This window comes from Streptomyces xantholiticus (genome assembly GCF_014651015.1).
Taxonomy (GTDB): domain Bacteria; phylum Actinomycetota; class Actinomycetes; order Streptomycetales; family Streptomycetaceae; genus Streptomyces; species Streptomyces xantholiticus.
Genome location: NZ_BMWB01000006.1, coordinates 183,490 through 198,032, shown reverse-complemented (window position 1 = coordinate 198,032; position 14,543 = coordinate 183,490). Strand labels below are relative to the sequence as shown.

The 14,543-nt window shown below is 70.9% G+C and carries 13 protein-coding genes; 6 read left to right on the top strand and 7 right to left on the bottom strand.

Going from position 1 to position 14,543, the window contains the following annotated elements:
- Nucleotides 1–31: 31 nt before the first annotated feature.
- The 3 genes from IE198_RS12940 to IE198_RS12930 all read left to right on the top strand — a co-directional run bounded on the left by IE198_RS12940 (nt 32) and on the right by IE198_RS12930 (nt 3,880).
- A complete protein-coding gene (locus tag IE198_RS12940; RefSeq protein ID WP_189885920.1) occupies nt 32–652 on the top strand; it encodes an L-threonylcarbamoyladenylate synthase in 621 nt (206 codons plus the stop codon).
- A 322-nt stretch (nt 653–974) separates the two neighbouring features.
- Entirely contained in the window at nt 975–3,065 is a 2,091-nt protein-coding gene (locus tag IE198_RS12935; protein ID WP_229833885.1) for a SpoIIE family protein phosphatase, read from the top strand.
- Between the two features lie 293 nt (nt 3,066–3,358).
- A complete protein-coding gene (locus tag IE198_RS12930) occupies nt 3,359–3,880 on the top strand; it encodes a transglycosylase SLT domain-containing protein (RefSeq protein WP_189885918.1) in 522 nt (173 codons plus the stop codon).
- Nucleotides 3,881–3,977: 97 nt separating this feature from the next.
- On the opposite strand, the gene rpmF is transcribed toward IE198_RS12930, so the two are convergent.
- The 6 genes from rpmF to ctaD all read right to left on the bottom strand — a co-directional run bounded on the left by rpmF (nt 3,978) and on the right by ctaD (nt 9,328).
- A complete protein-coding gene (rpmF, locus tag IE198_RS12925) occupies nt 3,978–4,148 on the bottom strand; it encodes a 50S ribosomal protein L32 (protein ID WP_189885916.1) in 171 nt (56 codons plus the stop codon).
- Between the two features lie 70 nt (nt 4,149–4,218).
- The gene (locus IE198_RS12920; protein WP_189886066.1) at nt 4,219–5,217 is read right to left on the bottom strand and encodes an MASE1 domain-containing protein; all 999 of its coding nucleotides are present in this window, start codon (nt 5,215–5,217) and stop codon (nt 4,219–4,221) included.
- A 97-nt stretch (nt 5,218–5,314) separates the two neighbouring features.
- Nucleotides 5,315–6,139 (bottom strand): PP2C family protein-serine/threonine phosphatase, encoded by an 825-nt coding sequence (locus IE198_RS12915; RefSeq protein WP_189885914.1) that lies wholly within the window; start codon nt 6,137–6,139, stop codon nt 5,315–5,317.
- A 144-nt stretch (nt 6,140–6,283) separates the two neighbouring features.
- Entirely contained in the window at nt 6,284–7,165 is an 882-nt protein-coding gene (locus tag IE198_RS12910) for an oxygenase MpaB family protein (protein WP_189885913.1), read from the bottom strand.
- Between the two features lie 43 nt (nt 7,166–7,208).
- Nucleotides 7,209–7,559 carry a hypothetical protein gene (locus IE198_RS12905; RefSeq protein ID WP_229833883.1) on the bottom strand — a complete coding sequence of 117 codons (351 nt, stop codon included), beginning with the start codon at nt 7,557–7,559 and terminating at the stop codon, nt 7,209–7,211.
- 8 nt (nt 7,560–7,567) lie between these two features.
- A complete protein-coding gene (gene ctaD, locus IE198_RS12900) occupies nt 7,568–9,328 on the bottom strand; it encodes an aa3-type cytochrome oxidase subunit I (protein WP_189885908.1) in 1,761 nt (586 codons plus the stop codon).
- 239 nt (nt 9,329–9,567) lie between these two features.
- Here ctaD and IE198_RS12895 point away from each other — a divergent pair, with 239 nt between their 5' ends.
- The 3 genes from IE198_RS12895 to IE198_RS12885 are packed head-to-tail and all read left to right on the top strand — an operon-like array spanning nt 9,568 to nt 13,345.
- Nucleotides 9,568–12,054 carry a molybdopterin oxidoreductase family protein gene (locus IE198_RS12895; RefSeq protein ID WP_189885906.1) on the top strand — a complete coding sequence of 829 codons (2,487 nt, stop codon included), beginning with the start codon at nt 9,568–9,570 and terminating at the stop codon, nt 12,052–12,054.
- Complete coding sequence (locus IE198_RS12890) at nt 12,051–12,542, top strand: hypothetical protein (protein WP_189885904.1); 492 nt, start codon at nt 12,051–12,053, stop codon at nt 12,540–12,542. The genes IE198_RS12895 and IE198_RS12890 overlap by 4 nt, the downstream gene beginning before the upstream one ends.
- Nucleotides 12,542–13,345 carry an SDR family NAD(P)-dependent oxidoreductase gene (locus IE198_RS12885; RefSeq protein WP_189885902.1) on the top strand — a complete coding sequence of 268 codons (804 nt, stop codon included), beginning with the start codon at nt 12,542–12,544 and terminating at the stop codon, nt 13,343–13,345. Before IE198_RS12890 ends, IE198_RS12885 begins: the two co-directional genes overlap by 1 nt.
- 17 nt (nt 13,346–13,362) lie before the next feature.
- On the opposite strand, the gene IE198_RS12880 is transcribed toward IE198_RS12885, so the two are convergent.
- Nucleotides 13,363–14,469: an MGDG synthase family glycosyltransferase gene (locus tag IE198_RS12880; protein WP_189885900.1), complete on the bottom strand. Its 1,107-nt coding sequence runs from the start codon at nt 14,467–14,469 to the stop codon at nt 13,363–13,365.
- Between the last annotated feature and the right edge of the window lie 74 nt (nt 14,470–14,543).

The following is a 14,543-nucleotide window of genomic DNA, read 5'->3' as shown; positions in this document are numbered from 1 at the left end:
TGAACCGCCGGTCACGCCCTAGACTCGGCGGATGGCGAAGTACTTCGACGTGCACCCCGAGAACCCTCACCGACGCACCATCGGCACCGTGGTCGACAGCATCAGAGCCGACGGGCTCGTGGTGTACCCGACGGACTCCTGCTTCGCACTGGGATGCCGGCTGGGCAGTCGTGACGGCATCGGCCGGATCCGGACCATCCGCAATCTGGACGACCGTCACCACTTCACGCTGGTGTGTCAGAACTTCGCGCAGCTGGGGCAGTTCGTGCACGTCGACAACGACGTGTTCCGCGCGATCAAAGCGGCGACGCCCGGCAGTTACACCTTCATCCTTCCCGCGACGAAGGAGGTGCCGCGCCAGCTGCTGCACCCGAAGAAGAAGACCGTCGGCGTCCGGATCCCCGACCACGTCGTCGCCCAGGCACTGGTCGCCGAGCTCGGTGAGCCGTTGCTCTCCAGCACACTGCTCCTGCCCGACGAGGAGGAGCCGATGACTCAGGGCTGGGAGATCAAGGAGCGGCTCGACCATGTGGTGGACGCCGTGGTCGACTCCGGCGACTGCGGCACCGAGCCGACGACGGTCATCGACTTCTCCGGCGGCGAACCCGAGATCGTACGCCGAGGGGCGGGCGACACCTCGCGGTTCGAGTAGCCGCCGAACGCGCCGGCCGCGACCGGATGGGACCCCGCCCGGTCCGGTCAGGCCCATAGGCCGTCGGCGGGCCCCGCGCCGCCGGCCGCCCATGGCCGAAACGCCCGCGGCCCTCCCGGCGTTCTTCGGCGGTCCCGGATTTCCTGGCGCTCCCGGAGGTCGCGCGGCCGGTGTCGCTCGTGATCGGTGGATCACCGGGCCGCCCCTTGCCGTTCTCCGCCGTGATGTCCGAACAGCGGAGGACGGGCAGAATTGCAGCTGAGGCCCGGGCGCCGCGGGGCGGGCGCATTCGGCGCCGCCTGCAGTGCCTGAAAGGGGGCCCATGGTGCCGACGGACAGGCCGGGGGGAGGTCAGTCGTCCGGCTCGCTGCGCTCGGAGCCGGGAACCCTGCTGGAGCACGTCCCGGTGGCCGTGCTCGGTATCGACGAGGAAGACCGGATCTGCTACTGGGGGCCCGGTGCGCAGCGCCTCTTCGGCCATGACTCCGCGGCGGTGCTGTCCCGGCCCGCCGCGCTGCTCTTCCCGCGGGAGCCGGGCGGCGGACCCGGCGCGGCCGTTCGGTTGGCGGAACGCGGCCGGACCCTGGGCTACTGGCGTGTCCGGATGCCGGCGGTGCATGCGGAAGGCTCCGTCTTCGACTGCGGATTCCGGGTCTTCCCCCTGACCGGCGAGGACGGCCGGTCCGTGATCGTGGGGCTTGCGAGCAGGGGCGACGAACTGGACCGGGTGAAGACCAACCTGACGTTCCTCGACGCCCTCTTCGAGACGTGCCCCATCGGCCTGGTGATGCTCGACGAGAACCTGCGCTACATCCATCTCAACCAGGCCCTCGCCGACATGGACGGACTGCCGATCGAGGACCACATCGGGCGGCGCATGGACGAGCTCATGGTCACCTCCGACGGAGGCGCGTACGGGCGCATGCTGCGCGCCGTCGCCGACGAAGGCCGTCCGGTCGTCGGCGCCCTCGTGGGGCTGCGCACGCCGGGCCGTCCGGACCGGGACCAGGTCCGGTCGGTGAGCCTGTTCCCCCTCAGTGGGGCGGGCGACACACGCCGCGGAGTGGGCGGCCTGTTGGTCGACGTGACCGACCGTGAGCAGGCGATCGTCGAGGCGACCGCGGGGCGCCGACGGCTGGCCCTGCTCGACCGGGCCGCCGCCGGCATCGGCACCACCCTGGACGTGAAGGTCACCGCCCGGGAACTCGTCGAGGCCGCGGTCCCCGATTTCTCCGACGCGTCCGTGGTGGAGGTCGTGGACTGGATGGACGAGCCGGAGGTCTTCGACCCCCGGCTGCCGCTGGTCACCCGCCGGATCGCGGCCGGAACGACCTTGCCGCCGCCCGCGCCGGAGCTGGTGAGCGGACTCGAGAGCGTGGTCTACCCGCCCGGATCCACCATCCACGCCATGATGCAGACCGGCCGGCCCGTCGCCGTCCCCGTGAACGACGAGTTCATGTCACGGACCGTCATCCGTCAGGCCCGCGCACAGCTGCTGGCCGACAGCGGCCTGACCTGCCTGCTCATCGCCCCCCTGATCGCGCGCGGGACGGTGCAGGGGCTCACGATGTTCGGCCGGTCCGCCGCACGCCCGGCCTTCGACGATCAGGACATCAGCCTCGCCGGAGAGCTGGCCTCGCGCGCCGCGCTGTGCCTGGACAACGCCCGCCTCTACAGCCATGTGCGGCGCATCGCCCTCACCCTGCAACGCGCGCTGCTCCCCACCGCCCTCGGCAGCAGCCCCCACATCGACATCGCCCACCGGTACCTGCCCGCGAGCCAGGTCACGGAGGTCGGCGGCGACTGGTACGACGTGATCACCCTGCCCGGCGACCGGGTGGCGCTCGTCGTGGGCGATGTGATGGGACACGGCGTACGGGCCGCGGCGGCGATGGGCCGACTGCGCATCACGGCCAAAGCCGTGGCCCGCCACACCCGGGAACCCGGGGACGTCCTCACGGAGCTCGACGCCTGCGCCCAGGAGGCCGGCATCGAACTGGCGACGTGCCTCTACCTCCTCTACGACCCGGCGACCGGCCGCGCCCGCATGGCCAACGCAGGCCACCCGCCGTTGCTGGTGCGCAATCCGGACGGCACGGTGGTGACCTTCGACGACGTGCTGGGCATCCCGCTGGGAGTCGGCGGCTTCCCCTTCCGTACGGCAGAGATCGAACTCGCCGAGGGCGCCACCCTGGCGCTGTACACCGACGGCCTGATCGAGGCCCGCGGCCACGACATCGAGGACCGCATGGAGGCGCTCCGCGGCCATCTGCGCGGCGCGACCGGGTCACTGGAGGCGACGGCGGACCGGATTCTCGCGAGCCTGCTGCCCGATGTGCCGATGGACGACGCGGTGATCGTTCTGGCGCAGGTCCACCGCGCTCCGGGGCCCGGTCAGGGCCTCGTCGTGTGACACCGCGCATAGGGGCCAGATCACGTCCTAAGCGGGGTAGTGGAAACCGCACCCCATGACGAGTGGGCATCGTTGGGCGAGTCCGGCATTCCTCTGTAGTCGGGTAGTAGGTCACATTCTTGCCAGCTGCCTCGGCTGCCTCTAACCATTGCTGACGTCCCGGAGAGCACGTGCCGGACAGGGCGGATCTCCGCCCGCCCCGACCGCGCCGGGCCCACGCGGAGATGTCTCCGCCGCCCGCCGAACCGCACCTGGTCGGTCCCCCGACGTCCCACCTTGGAGATTCCTTCCGTATGACCGCCTTCACCCAGTCCAGCACCGCCCGTTTCCGCAAGCTGTCGTTCACCGGCCTGGCCACCGCGGGTGCCGCGGCACTGGCCCTGACCCTGGCCCCTTCCCCCGCTCACGCCGCCCCGGCCGCGGCGGCCTCGGTCTCTTCCGAGGCGCCGGCCGCGAAGAAGGCGGACAAGCCGAAGAAGGCCAAGAAGGTCTACGCCGACAACCTGGACGGCTGGATCAAGGAGGCGCTCGACATCATGAAGGCCGAGGGCATACCCGGCACCTACGAGGGCCTGCACCGCAACATCATGCGAGAGTCGAGCGGAAACCCGAACGCCCAGAACAACTGGGACGTCAACGCGCAGAACGGCACGCCGTCCAAGGGTCTGCTGCAGGTCATCCAGCCGACCTTCGACGCGTACCACGTCCCCGGCACCCCGGACGACCTGACCGACCCGGTCGCCAACATCACCGCGGCCGCGAACTACGCCGCCGACAAGTACGGCTCCATCGACAACGTCGACTCCGCCTACTGATCCACCCGGCGAAACGCGGACACGACCCGCACATCACCACCCCCGAGCGCGTTCAGCCGCTCGGGGGTGGCGCCGTCTCCACGGCGGTGCCGCCGTCTCAGTCCTCGGGCCGCAGCAGTCCGCGTTCGTAGGCCCTGACCAGCCGCTGCGGGACCATCAGGGTCGAGCCGTCGACCGTCACCGGTACGAGCTGGGCCGTCGTGGCCCTCCACTGGGCGCGGCGGTGCCGGGTGTTGCTGCGAGACATCTTCCGCTTGGGAACGGCCATCGTTGTCCTCCTCGGGTCGGGGTGAGCGAGGAGACGCTACATGAAAATGAATGCCATTAACAAAGCGTGGCTACCGGTCCTGGCGCATCTCGCGCTCGGGCGGCGGCCACAGATGCGCCGTCTCGCCCGGCGCGAGTTGGTCCACGACATCGGCGAGGGCCCAGCAGGCCTCCTCGACCTTTCGGCGGACGGCGATCTGCTCGGAGACGATCGCCGCCAGCAGCAGCCCCGTCAGTGCCGCACAGCCATTGAGGGCCTGCAGTATGACCATGACCTCCAGCATGGAGCGACCGGCGAAGGCGCCGTAGCCCTCGGTCGCCGCCGAGATCGCCAGCACCGAGATCAGCACCGCGCACGGCGCGGAGCCGGGCAACTGGAACCGCAGAGCCGCCCAGATCAGCACCGGGAACACCAGGAACAGCAGCGACAGATCGACCCGGGTGGCCACCAGCACCACGGCCACCGACGTCACACAGAGCGCCACCGCCTCCGTCCACCACCACGCCCGAGTGTCGCGGGGGAGTCGGGCCCGGCGCAGCACCAACAACAGCGGGGTGATCACGAGGACACCCATCGCGTCCCCGACCCACCACGCGGACCACACCGGCCAGAACTCGCCGAGCGACAGCGAGCCGCTCAGCACCAACGTCCCGGCGCCGAGCGTCGCGCTGACGAGCATCCCGCCCAGCGCACCAAGGAACACCAGCGCCAGTCCGTCCCGGAGCCGGTCGAGCCGGGTGTGGAAGCCGATCCACCGAAGCATCAGATACGCCGCCAGCGGGGCCAGCGTGTTGCCGGCCAGGATGCCGACGGCCGCGGGGTCGACCGAGTCGATCGTGGCGATGGTGAGGAGCGCGCCGAGCGCGATGCCGGGCCACACCCCGGCCCCGGCCCACAGCAGACAGCTCAGGGCGATGCCCGTGGGCGGCCACAGAGGCGTGACGACCGCCCCCTCGATCACCAGTTGCTGGAGCAGGCCGATTCGCGCGCCGACCAGGTAGGCACCGGCGACGGCGAGGATACGCAGCAGTGCTGCGGCGGGGCGTAGGGCTTGTTCGCTGCGGACCACGCACGTCATCACACAGCGTCCTCGTCGCCGCGTCTTCCTGACACGCGCTGTCAGCGCCGGGAACTTGCCGGGAGCCGCTCCGCGCGGGACCCGGCGGCTACGCAGTGTTGTGGAGCAGAACGAGGACCGCTGCGTCGTCCGTGTGATCGGTCAGCGCCGTGGTGCCCATCACCTGCGCGGCCAGCTCTCCGGCCTCCGTCCCCCGGCGGGCCGCGGAGAGGACCAGAGCGGCCACCGCTTCCAGGCCGGCCTCGACGGGAAACGAGGGACCTTCCACAACACCGTCGGTGACCAGCACGAACGCGCCACCGGTGGACAGGCGCCGAGTCGCCACCGGATACACCTCGCCGGGCAGAATGCCGAGCGGCACGCCCGCCTCGTCCTCGACGACCCCGCCCTGTCCGTCTATCGTCGCCCAGACGGCCGGGACATGGCCCGCCCGGGCGCTCTGGAGCTCACTGGCGACCGGGTCGTACCGCAGGAAGCTGCAGGTGGCGAAGAGCCCCTGGTTCACGGAGAGCAGCAGCTCGTTGGCACGGCCAAGCACCTCGCCCGGGTCGGTGGTGGCTGTCGCGACCGCACGCAGCCCGATGCGGACCTGCCCCATGAAGGCGGCGGCCTCCACGTCGTGGCCCTGCACGTCACCTATCGAGAAGCCCAGGGAGCCGTCGGGGAGGACGAAGCCGTCGTACCAGTCGCCGCCGATGTCCAGACCGTTCCTGGCCGGTAGGTACCGGGCGGCGACCCGTAGGCCCGGCACGAAGGGGAGTCCGGCCGGGAGCATCGACCGCTGCAGTGCCTCGGCCAGTTCGACCCGGGCCTTCTGCCGCTCAGCGCCCTGTCGCGCGCGGTCGGTGAGCCGCCCGAGCGTGACCAGCATCTCGTCCGCGGTTGCCGATCGCAGGGGACGACGCCGGGTCATGGACCTCCCCGAACTGCGTCCGAAGGTCGACCGGCCCGGTGCCCGTGCGGCGCACGGCGGAACCCGGCCCGGCTGGGCCCTTCCGGCCCGCGTTCATTCTATTTCCGACGGCCGGGGGCCGCGCGGGGTGCATCCCCGCCCCGGTCAGGCGTCTTCGGAGTTCGGGCGAGGGGCTGCCATGGCCCATCGGATGGTGCCGGTCAGCGCGGTCCCGGTCGGGAGTACGCAGCGCCGCTCGAGCGCCGGTGCGTACGGCAGACCGAGCGGCTCCCTCGCCCAGGGCGGCAGCAGCGCGACGGCGTTCGCGGCCAGGAGGGCGTACGGCGGGCGGGCGGCCCACGGCAGCGGCGGGTGCACGAGCATGAAGCGGGCGGCCTCGCGGGCCTCGCGCGAAGCCCGGAGTTCCGGGCGGTAGGCGGCGAGCCGCGCGGCCAGCCCGGCACGGTCGCGCGGCGGGTCGATCACCCCGAGGGCCTCGGCGACGCACGCCGTGTCGGCCACGTACCCGTCGCAGCCGGCGGCGTCCAGCGGCCGCTTTCCGTAGCGCTGATGGGCGCGGAGGAAGCTGTGGACCTCCGCGACGTGCACCCACCCGAGGAGATGCGGGTCCGAGGCACGGTACGGCTCGCCCGAAGCGGTCCTGCCCGCCACCCGCCCGTGGACGGCCCGCACCGACTCCACCGCGTCCCGCGCGTCGTCCGCGGTGCCGTACGTCGTCACCGCGAGGAACGTGCTGGTGCGCTGCAGCCGCCCCCAGGGGTCGCCGCGGTAACCGGAGTGCGCCGCGACGGCGGCCATGGCCAGCGGATGCAGCGACTGAAGCAGCAGGGCGCTCAGCCCGCCGATGAACATGGAGGCGTCGCCGTGGACGGTACGGATCGGCCGGTCGGGCCCGAACCAGCGCGGTCCCGGTGTGTCATGGATGCGGGCACGGGTCTCGGCCCCCGAGGGGCCGGCGACCCGGGCGAAGAGACTGCTGCCCAGTTGCCGACGCACGTTCGGGATCCGGCGCACCGACCTGTTCATCCCACAAGTATCGCGCCGGTGGCGGCAAATCCTTCGGCCCGTGTCAGCGCCGCGCGGCCAGCAGCCCCGCGAGCACGCACAGGGCCGTCGACCCGAGCAGTGCCGCGACGCTCGCGCAGAGCAGCCGGCGCCTGAGCTCCTCGTAACGCGCGGTGTACTCCGCCCGCAGCTCGTGCGCCCGCGACACAAGGGCCTCCAGGACCTGCCGGGACAGCGCGATGCGGTCCTGGGTGTAGACGCGGACGACCTCCTCGCGCTGCGCGGTGGTCAGCCACGGCATCCGGCCGGCGAACGCCTCCGCCTCCCGCTCGGCCTCCTGCACCTTGCTCTGCGCGAGCAGATAGCCCTCGAGCCGGGCGATCCCCGCGGCGACGTCCGGCTCGGGCTGCCGCACCGGCCCCCTCACCTGCCGTCCTTGTCCTCGCCGAGTGGCGGGGCGACCCCCCGGCCCGGCTCGTAGACGTCCCGCCGGCCCGCGTCCGTGACCTCGTCCAGGGTCGCGATGCCCGGGTGGTGCAGGTCGAACGCCGGGGACTCGCTGCGGATGCGCGGCAGCGTGGTGAAGTTGTGCCGCGGGGGCGGGCAGGACGTGGCCCACTCGAGCGAACGGCCGTAGCCCCACGGGTCGTCGACCTCGAGCTTCCTGCCGTACTTCGCCGTCTTCCAGACGTTGTACAGGAAGGGCAGCATCGACAGACCGAGCAGGAACGAGGCGATCGTCGAGACCGTGTTCAGCGCGGTGAAGCCGTCGACGTCGAGGTAGTCCGCGTAGCGGCGGGGCATGCCCTCCGCGCCCAGCCAGTGCTGCACCAGGAACGTGCCGTGGAAGCCGATGAACAGCGTCCAGAAGGTGATCTTGCCGAGCCGCTCGTCCAGCATCTTGCCCGTGAACTTCGGCCACCAGAAGTGGAATCCGGCGAACATCGCGAACACCACGGTGCCGAAGACGACGTAGTGGAAGTGCGCGACGACGAAGTACGAGTCGGAGACGTGGAAGTCCAGCGGCGGTGAGGCCAGGATGATGCCCGTCAGACCGCCGAAGAGGAACGTCACGAGGAACCCGATCGCCCAGAGCATCGGAGTCTCGAACGACAAAGTCCCCTTCCACATCGTTCCGATCCAGTTGAAGAACTTCACACCGGTCGGTACGGCGATGAGGAACGTCATGAAGGAGAAGAACGGCAGCAGCACTGCTCCGGTGACGAACATGTGGTGCGCCCACACCGTCACGGACAGACCGGCGATCGCGATCGTCGCGCCCACCAGACCGATGTAACCGAACAGCGGCTTGCGGGAGAAGACCGGGATGATCTCAGAGACGATGCCGAAGAACGGCAGGGCGATGATGTACACCTCCGGATGGCCGAAGAACCAGAAGAGGTGCTGCCACAGGATCGCGCCGCCGTTCGCCGAGTCGAAGATGTGGGCGCCGAACTTGCGGTCCGCCTCCAGCCCGAGCAGCGCGGCCGCCAGTACCGGGAAGGCCAGCAGGACCAGCACACCGGTCAGCAGGATGGTCCAGGTGAACATCGGCATCCGGAACATCGTCATGCCGGGAGCGCGCATGCAGATGATCGTGGTGATGAAGTTGACCGAGCCGAGGATCGTGCCGAAGCCGGAGAAGGCCAGACCCATGATCCACATGTCGCCGCCGATGCCTGGCGTGTGCTCGATGTTCGACAGCGGATTGTAGGCGAACCAGCCGAAGTCGGCCGCACCCTGGGGGGTGAGGAAGCCGGCCACCGCGATCAGCGAGCCGAAGAGGTACAGCCAGTACGCGAACATGTTCAGCCGTGGGAACGCCACATCGGGCGCGCCGATCTGCAGCGGCATGATCCAGTTCGCGAATCCGGCGAACAGCGGCGTCGCGAACATCAGCAGCATGACGGTGCCGTGCATCGTGAACGACTGGTTGTACTGCTCGTTCGACATGATCTGGATGCCCGGCCGGGCCAGCTCGGCGCGAATGAAGAGCGCCATCAGACCGCCGATGAGGAAGAAGCCGAACGATGTCGACATGTACAGCGTGCCGATCGTCTTGTGGTCGGTGGTCGTCAGCCACTTGATCACGACGTTGCCGGGCTCCCTGCGCTGCAGGGGCAGCTCGTTCTCGTACGCGTCCTCCGACTCCACGTCGAGGCGAGGACCTGACTCAGATGCCACACGAACTCCCGTACGTTCGGGTGCCTTCTGCTCTGGTTCAGGCGCGGATGCACCCAGAGGCGGAGACCCCAATGACCTATACCGGTGCAATGTATATGTGTGGGCGCTTACGGGTTGTTCACGACATCCGCCATTGCGGTGACGGGCCGCGCACGGGCGGGCGTTACGACTCCGGGATGCCGGGTACTTCTGTGCGGTCGGTACGCCCCGTACCGGCCGCATGGCACGGGAGGTACGACGTGGATGCTCGGGTGGACCGGATCGCGCGGCCCTGGGGAGGCCGTACTCCGTATGCGCGGCACGGGCAGTGGCCGACGCGAGTGGACACCCACCTGGTCGACGGGGTGACGGCGGACGAGGTGGAACGGTGGGTGCAGACGGCATCCGTTCTTCACTCGGGCGGGGACGCCATGGACATCGCCGTACGGGACGGCCGCATGGTCGGCGTGCGCGGCCGGGCGATCGACAGGGTCAACCGGGGCAGGCTCGGGCCCAAGGACCTCTTCGCCTGGCAGGCAGGCGCCTCGCCCGACCGGCTGACCAGACCGCTGATCCGGGAGGGCGGGCGGCTGGTGGAGACCGACTGGGAGACCGCGATGAACCGCGTCGTCTCCCGCTCGCGCGAACTGCTCGGCGAACGGGGCCCGGGCTCCATCGGCTTCTACACCTCCGGCCAGTTGTTCCTGGAGGAGTACTACACGCTCGCCGTGCTCGCCCGGGCCGGCATCGGGACGAACCACCTCGACGGCAACACCCGTCTGTGCACCTCCACCGCCGCCGAGGCGCTCAAGGAGTCCTTCGGCTGCGACGGCCAGCCCGGCAGCTTCGACGACATCGACCACGCCGATGTGATCGCACTGTTCGGCCACAACCTCGCGGAGACGCAGCCCGTGCAGTGGATGCGTGTCCTGGACCGGCTGGAGGGCGCGGATCCGCCGCGCCTGGTGTGCGTCGACCCGCGGCCCACCCAGGTGGCCCGCAGGGCGACGGTCCATCTGGCGCCGCGCATCGGCACGAACGTGGCCCTGCTCAACGCCCTGCTGCACGAGACAATCCGTCACGAACGCATCGACCACGCGTACATCGAGGCTCATACGGTCGGCTTCGAGGAACTGGCCGCCCGGGTCGCAAACTGCACCGCGGAATGGGCGGCCGCGATCTGTGACGTCCCCGCCCGGCTGATCGTCCAAGCGGCGGAGGTCATCGGCACCACCGGCCGGCTGCTGTCCACGGTGCTGCAGGGCATCTACCAGTCCCACCAGTCCACGGCGGCCGCCGTCCAGATCAACAACCTCCACCTGATCCGGGGCATGCTCGGCAGGCCGGGCGCCGGCGTCCTGCAGATGAACGGACAGCCCACCGCCCAGAACACCCGTGAATGCGGGGCCAACGGGGACCTGCCCGGCTTCCGCAACTGGGAGAACGACGACCACGTGGCCGAACTGGCGAAGGTGTGGAACGTCGAGCCCACCACCATTCCGCACTACGCGCCGCCCACTCACGCGATGCAGATGTTCCGCTATGCCGAGCAGGGCTCGATCCGCATGCTGTGGATCAGCGGCACCAACCCGGCCGTCTCCCTGCCCGAGCTCACCCGCATCCGCTCGATTCTTTCCCAGGACCGGCTGTTCACGGTCGTGCAGGACCTGTTCCCGACCGAGACCGCACAACTCGCGGACGTCGTCCTGCCCGCCGCGGCCTGGGGCGAGAAGACCGGCACGTTCACCAACGCGGACCGCACGGTCCACCTCTCGGACAAGGCGGTCGAGCCGCCGGGTGAGGCACGGCCGGACCTTGACATCTTCCTGGACTACGCGGCGCGCATGGACTTCCGCGACAAGGACGGCGGACCGCTGCTCCCCTGGCACGACCCGGAGTCGGCGTTCGAGGCGTGGAAGCGCTGCAGCGCCGGCCGGCCGTGCGACTACACGGGTCTGACGTACGGCAGGCTGCGCGGCGGCAGCGGTATCCAGTGGCCGTGCACCGAAGAGGCGCCGGACGGCACGCCGCGCCTGCACACCGACGGCATCGGATGGGCGCACCCCGACGAGTGCGAGTCCTACGGCAAGGACCTGCTGACCGGCGCGTCCGCCGGTGTCGTCGAGTACCGCTCCCTGAACCCGGACGGCAAGGCGATGATCAAGGCTGCCGAGTTCCTGCCGCTGCACGAGGCGCCGAGCCAGGAGCACCCCTTCCAGCTGACCACCGGGCGCACCGCCTACCACTTCCACACCCGCACCAAGACGGGCCGCACACCGCAGTTGAACGCGGCGGCGCCCGACGTGTGGGTCGAGATCTCAGAGGCCGACGCCGCCGCGCGGGACCTCGAGGAGGGGGACCTCGTGGAGGTCACCTCGCCGCGCGGCGCCCTGCGGGGGCGGCTGCGCGTCACCGATCTGCGGCGAGGAGCCCTGTTCGTGCCCTTCCACTACGGCTACTGGGACACTCCCGCCGGCTCGGGCCCGGACGGCAGGACACCGGGGCGCGCCGCGAACGAGGCGACCGTCACCGACTGGGACCCGGTCTCCAAGCAGCCGCTGTTCAAGACCGCAGCCGCCGGACTCACCCTGGTGGAGAAGGGCGGCGGGCAGCCCTCCCCGGCTCCCACCACCACCGCCTCCGAACCCCGCCCGGGCTCCCGCGTACCCGCGACAGAAGGCGGGCCGAGCGCCCGTGTGCTGCAGACGACCGCCACGGACCGGGCCTCGCAGGAAGGGGCGCGATGAACGGCATCACCCTCACCCTGCGCCTCCTCCACCACGGGGAGCAGCATCTCGCCGGGGAACTGCTCGCGGTGGCCGACCGCCACCGCACCGAGCACGAGGTCCACCACGTGGCCAAGGACCTCGCCGGCTGGTCCAGGGAGCATGTCGAACGGCTGGCCGGCACCGGCCGCTCGTACGGTCTCGAGCTGGGCGCGCCCCCCTCGAAGCCGTCGCCGGCGCTGCTGACGATGGTGCGGGAGAGGGCGGCGCAGGCCGTCGGACACCGCCCGGAACCGGGCCTGCTGCTCCTGCGCGACCTGCGTGAGCTGCATCTGGACGCAACCGGGAACTCCCTCCACTGGGAGATGCTGGCGCAGGCCGCACAGGCCGCGAGGGACACACGGCTGCTGGAGCTCGCCTCGTCGTGCCATCCGCGGACGCTTCGGCAGATGCGCTGGACCAACACCATGATCAAGAACATCTCGCCGCAGCTTCTGACGAGCCTGTGATGCCCGTGGCGCCTGCGAGGTCCGAAGTGCCCGAGGGATCGACGAGAAGACCGGAAGGGCCGGTGGTGCTGATCACCGGCGCGTCCTCGGGGATCGGCGCGGCCGTCGCGGACCGCTTCGCCGCCGCCCCGGGCTGGCACCTGCTGCTCCACGGACGCGACAAGGAGCGCCTGGAGGAGGTGGCAAGCCGCACCGGCGGGGCCGTGCTGCGGGCCGACCTCGCCGACCCGGCGAGCGCCGAGCACATCGCCTGCAGGGCCGTCGAGTCCGCCGGGCACGTGGACGTCCTCGTGGCGGCGGCGGGCATCGGCTGGGCGGGGCCGTTCACCGCCATACCGCCTGCGGCGATCGACGAGGTGCTCTCGGTCGACCTGGCATCCGTGGTGCACCTGGTGCGCCGGCTGTTGCCGCAGATGGTCGCCCGGGGCAGGGGGCGGGTCGTGCTGCTCGGCTCGATCGCCGGTGCGGTGGGCGTCGCGGACGAAGCGGTGTACTCGGCGGCCAAGGCGGCGCTGGGCGCCTTCGCCGACAGCCTGCGCTACGAACTCAAAGGCAGCGGTGTGGAGATCTGCCTGGTGATCCCAGGCATCGTCGACACGCCGTTCTTCGAACGGCGCGGCGCTCCCTGCCTGCGGTCCAGGCCGAAGCCGGTCCCCGCCGAGCAGGTCGCCGAAGCGGTCTGGCGCATGGTCGTGGGCCGCAACAGGGCCGAGGTCTTCATCCCGCCGTGGCTCAGGCTCCCGGCGCGAATCCACGGTGCGGTGCCGGTGGTCTTCCGACGCCTGGCCGAACGCTTCGGCTGAGGGGGCCGGCCGTTGCTTCAGACGGCCGCCAGTTCCGCGACGAAGCGTGCCGCGTCGTCGCGGAACAAGGCAGCGGCGCGCGCGAGCTGCCGCTCCCGCACTGGACCCGGCATCAGCAACTCGTCCACCCACCACAGCAGTTCGCCGAGGCTGCTCGCCGACGCCGTGACCCCTTCCGCCGACATCGCGCGTACGCCGGTGGCCCCGTGGCCCGCCATGGGCCGGTAGCCGACGACGGGAAGACCCGCGGCGAGGGCCTGCACCGCAGTCTGGCCGGCGGCATTGTCGATGAGGAGCCGTGCGGAAGCCATCCGCTGCGGCAGATCGTTCACCCAGCCGAGCGCGACCGCGCCGGGCACGGCGGCCGCCCTGCGACGGAGCCTTTCGTCCCGGCCGCACAGCAGCGCCGGCAGGCAGCCATGGTCGGCCAGCGCCTGTGCGGTACGCGTCAGCCCGGAGCCGACGCCCCACGCTCCCGTGCAGATCAGCACCGTGGGCCGGCTCCCCGGCGGGCCGGTCGTGCCAGGGCCGGCCGGCCGGCCGAACTCCGGTGGCACCACCGGCCCGGAAACGGCGGCCCGGGCGCCGGTCGCCGAGCGAACCGCCTCCGCACAGCTTGCCGTCACGCACAGGTAAAGGTCGTTGCCCGGCTGGAGCCAGCCGCGGTGCACGGCGAAGTCCGTGACGAACACCGCGCTGGGGACGCGCAGCGTGCCACGGTCGCGCATCCGGCCGGTGATCTGGGCGGCGAGATGGAACGTCGAGACGACGGCGTCCGGCTTCCAGTCGCGCACCAGTGCACCGAGCCGGCCTTCGGCCAGCGCGGGCAGCGGCGACATTTCCAGGAGCCGGCCCCGCTGCCCGCTCGCCGCCTCGTCCCCCTCCGCCGTTTCACCCGGCGCGAGAAAAAGAGCGTGAACTCCCGCGTAGAGAAGGGGGACGTGGCGTACCGAGAATCGGTACGAGGAGCGCAGTGCCCGCCCGACGCCGACCGGCAGCAGGGCCAGCACATCGCGTACCAGCACCTCGTGCCCCTTTGCGGCGAGCCTGCGGGCCAGTTCGCCCGCGACCGCGTCGTGACCTGCCCCCATACCGGCACTGAGCACCATGAAGCGCCGGGCCATGTGGCACCTCCTCGGCACCAGTGCGCCGGACGGACCCTTGTGTGTCCATGGTGGCCCCGACCCGTCCGTACCGG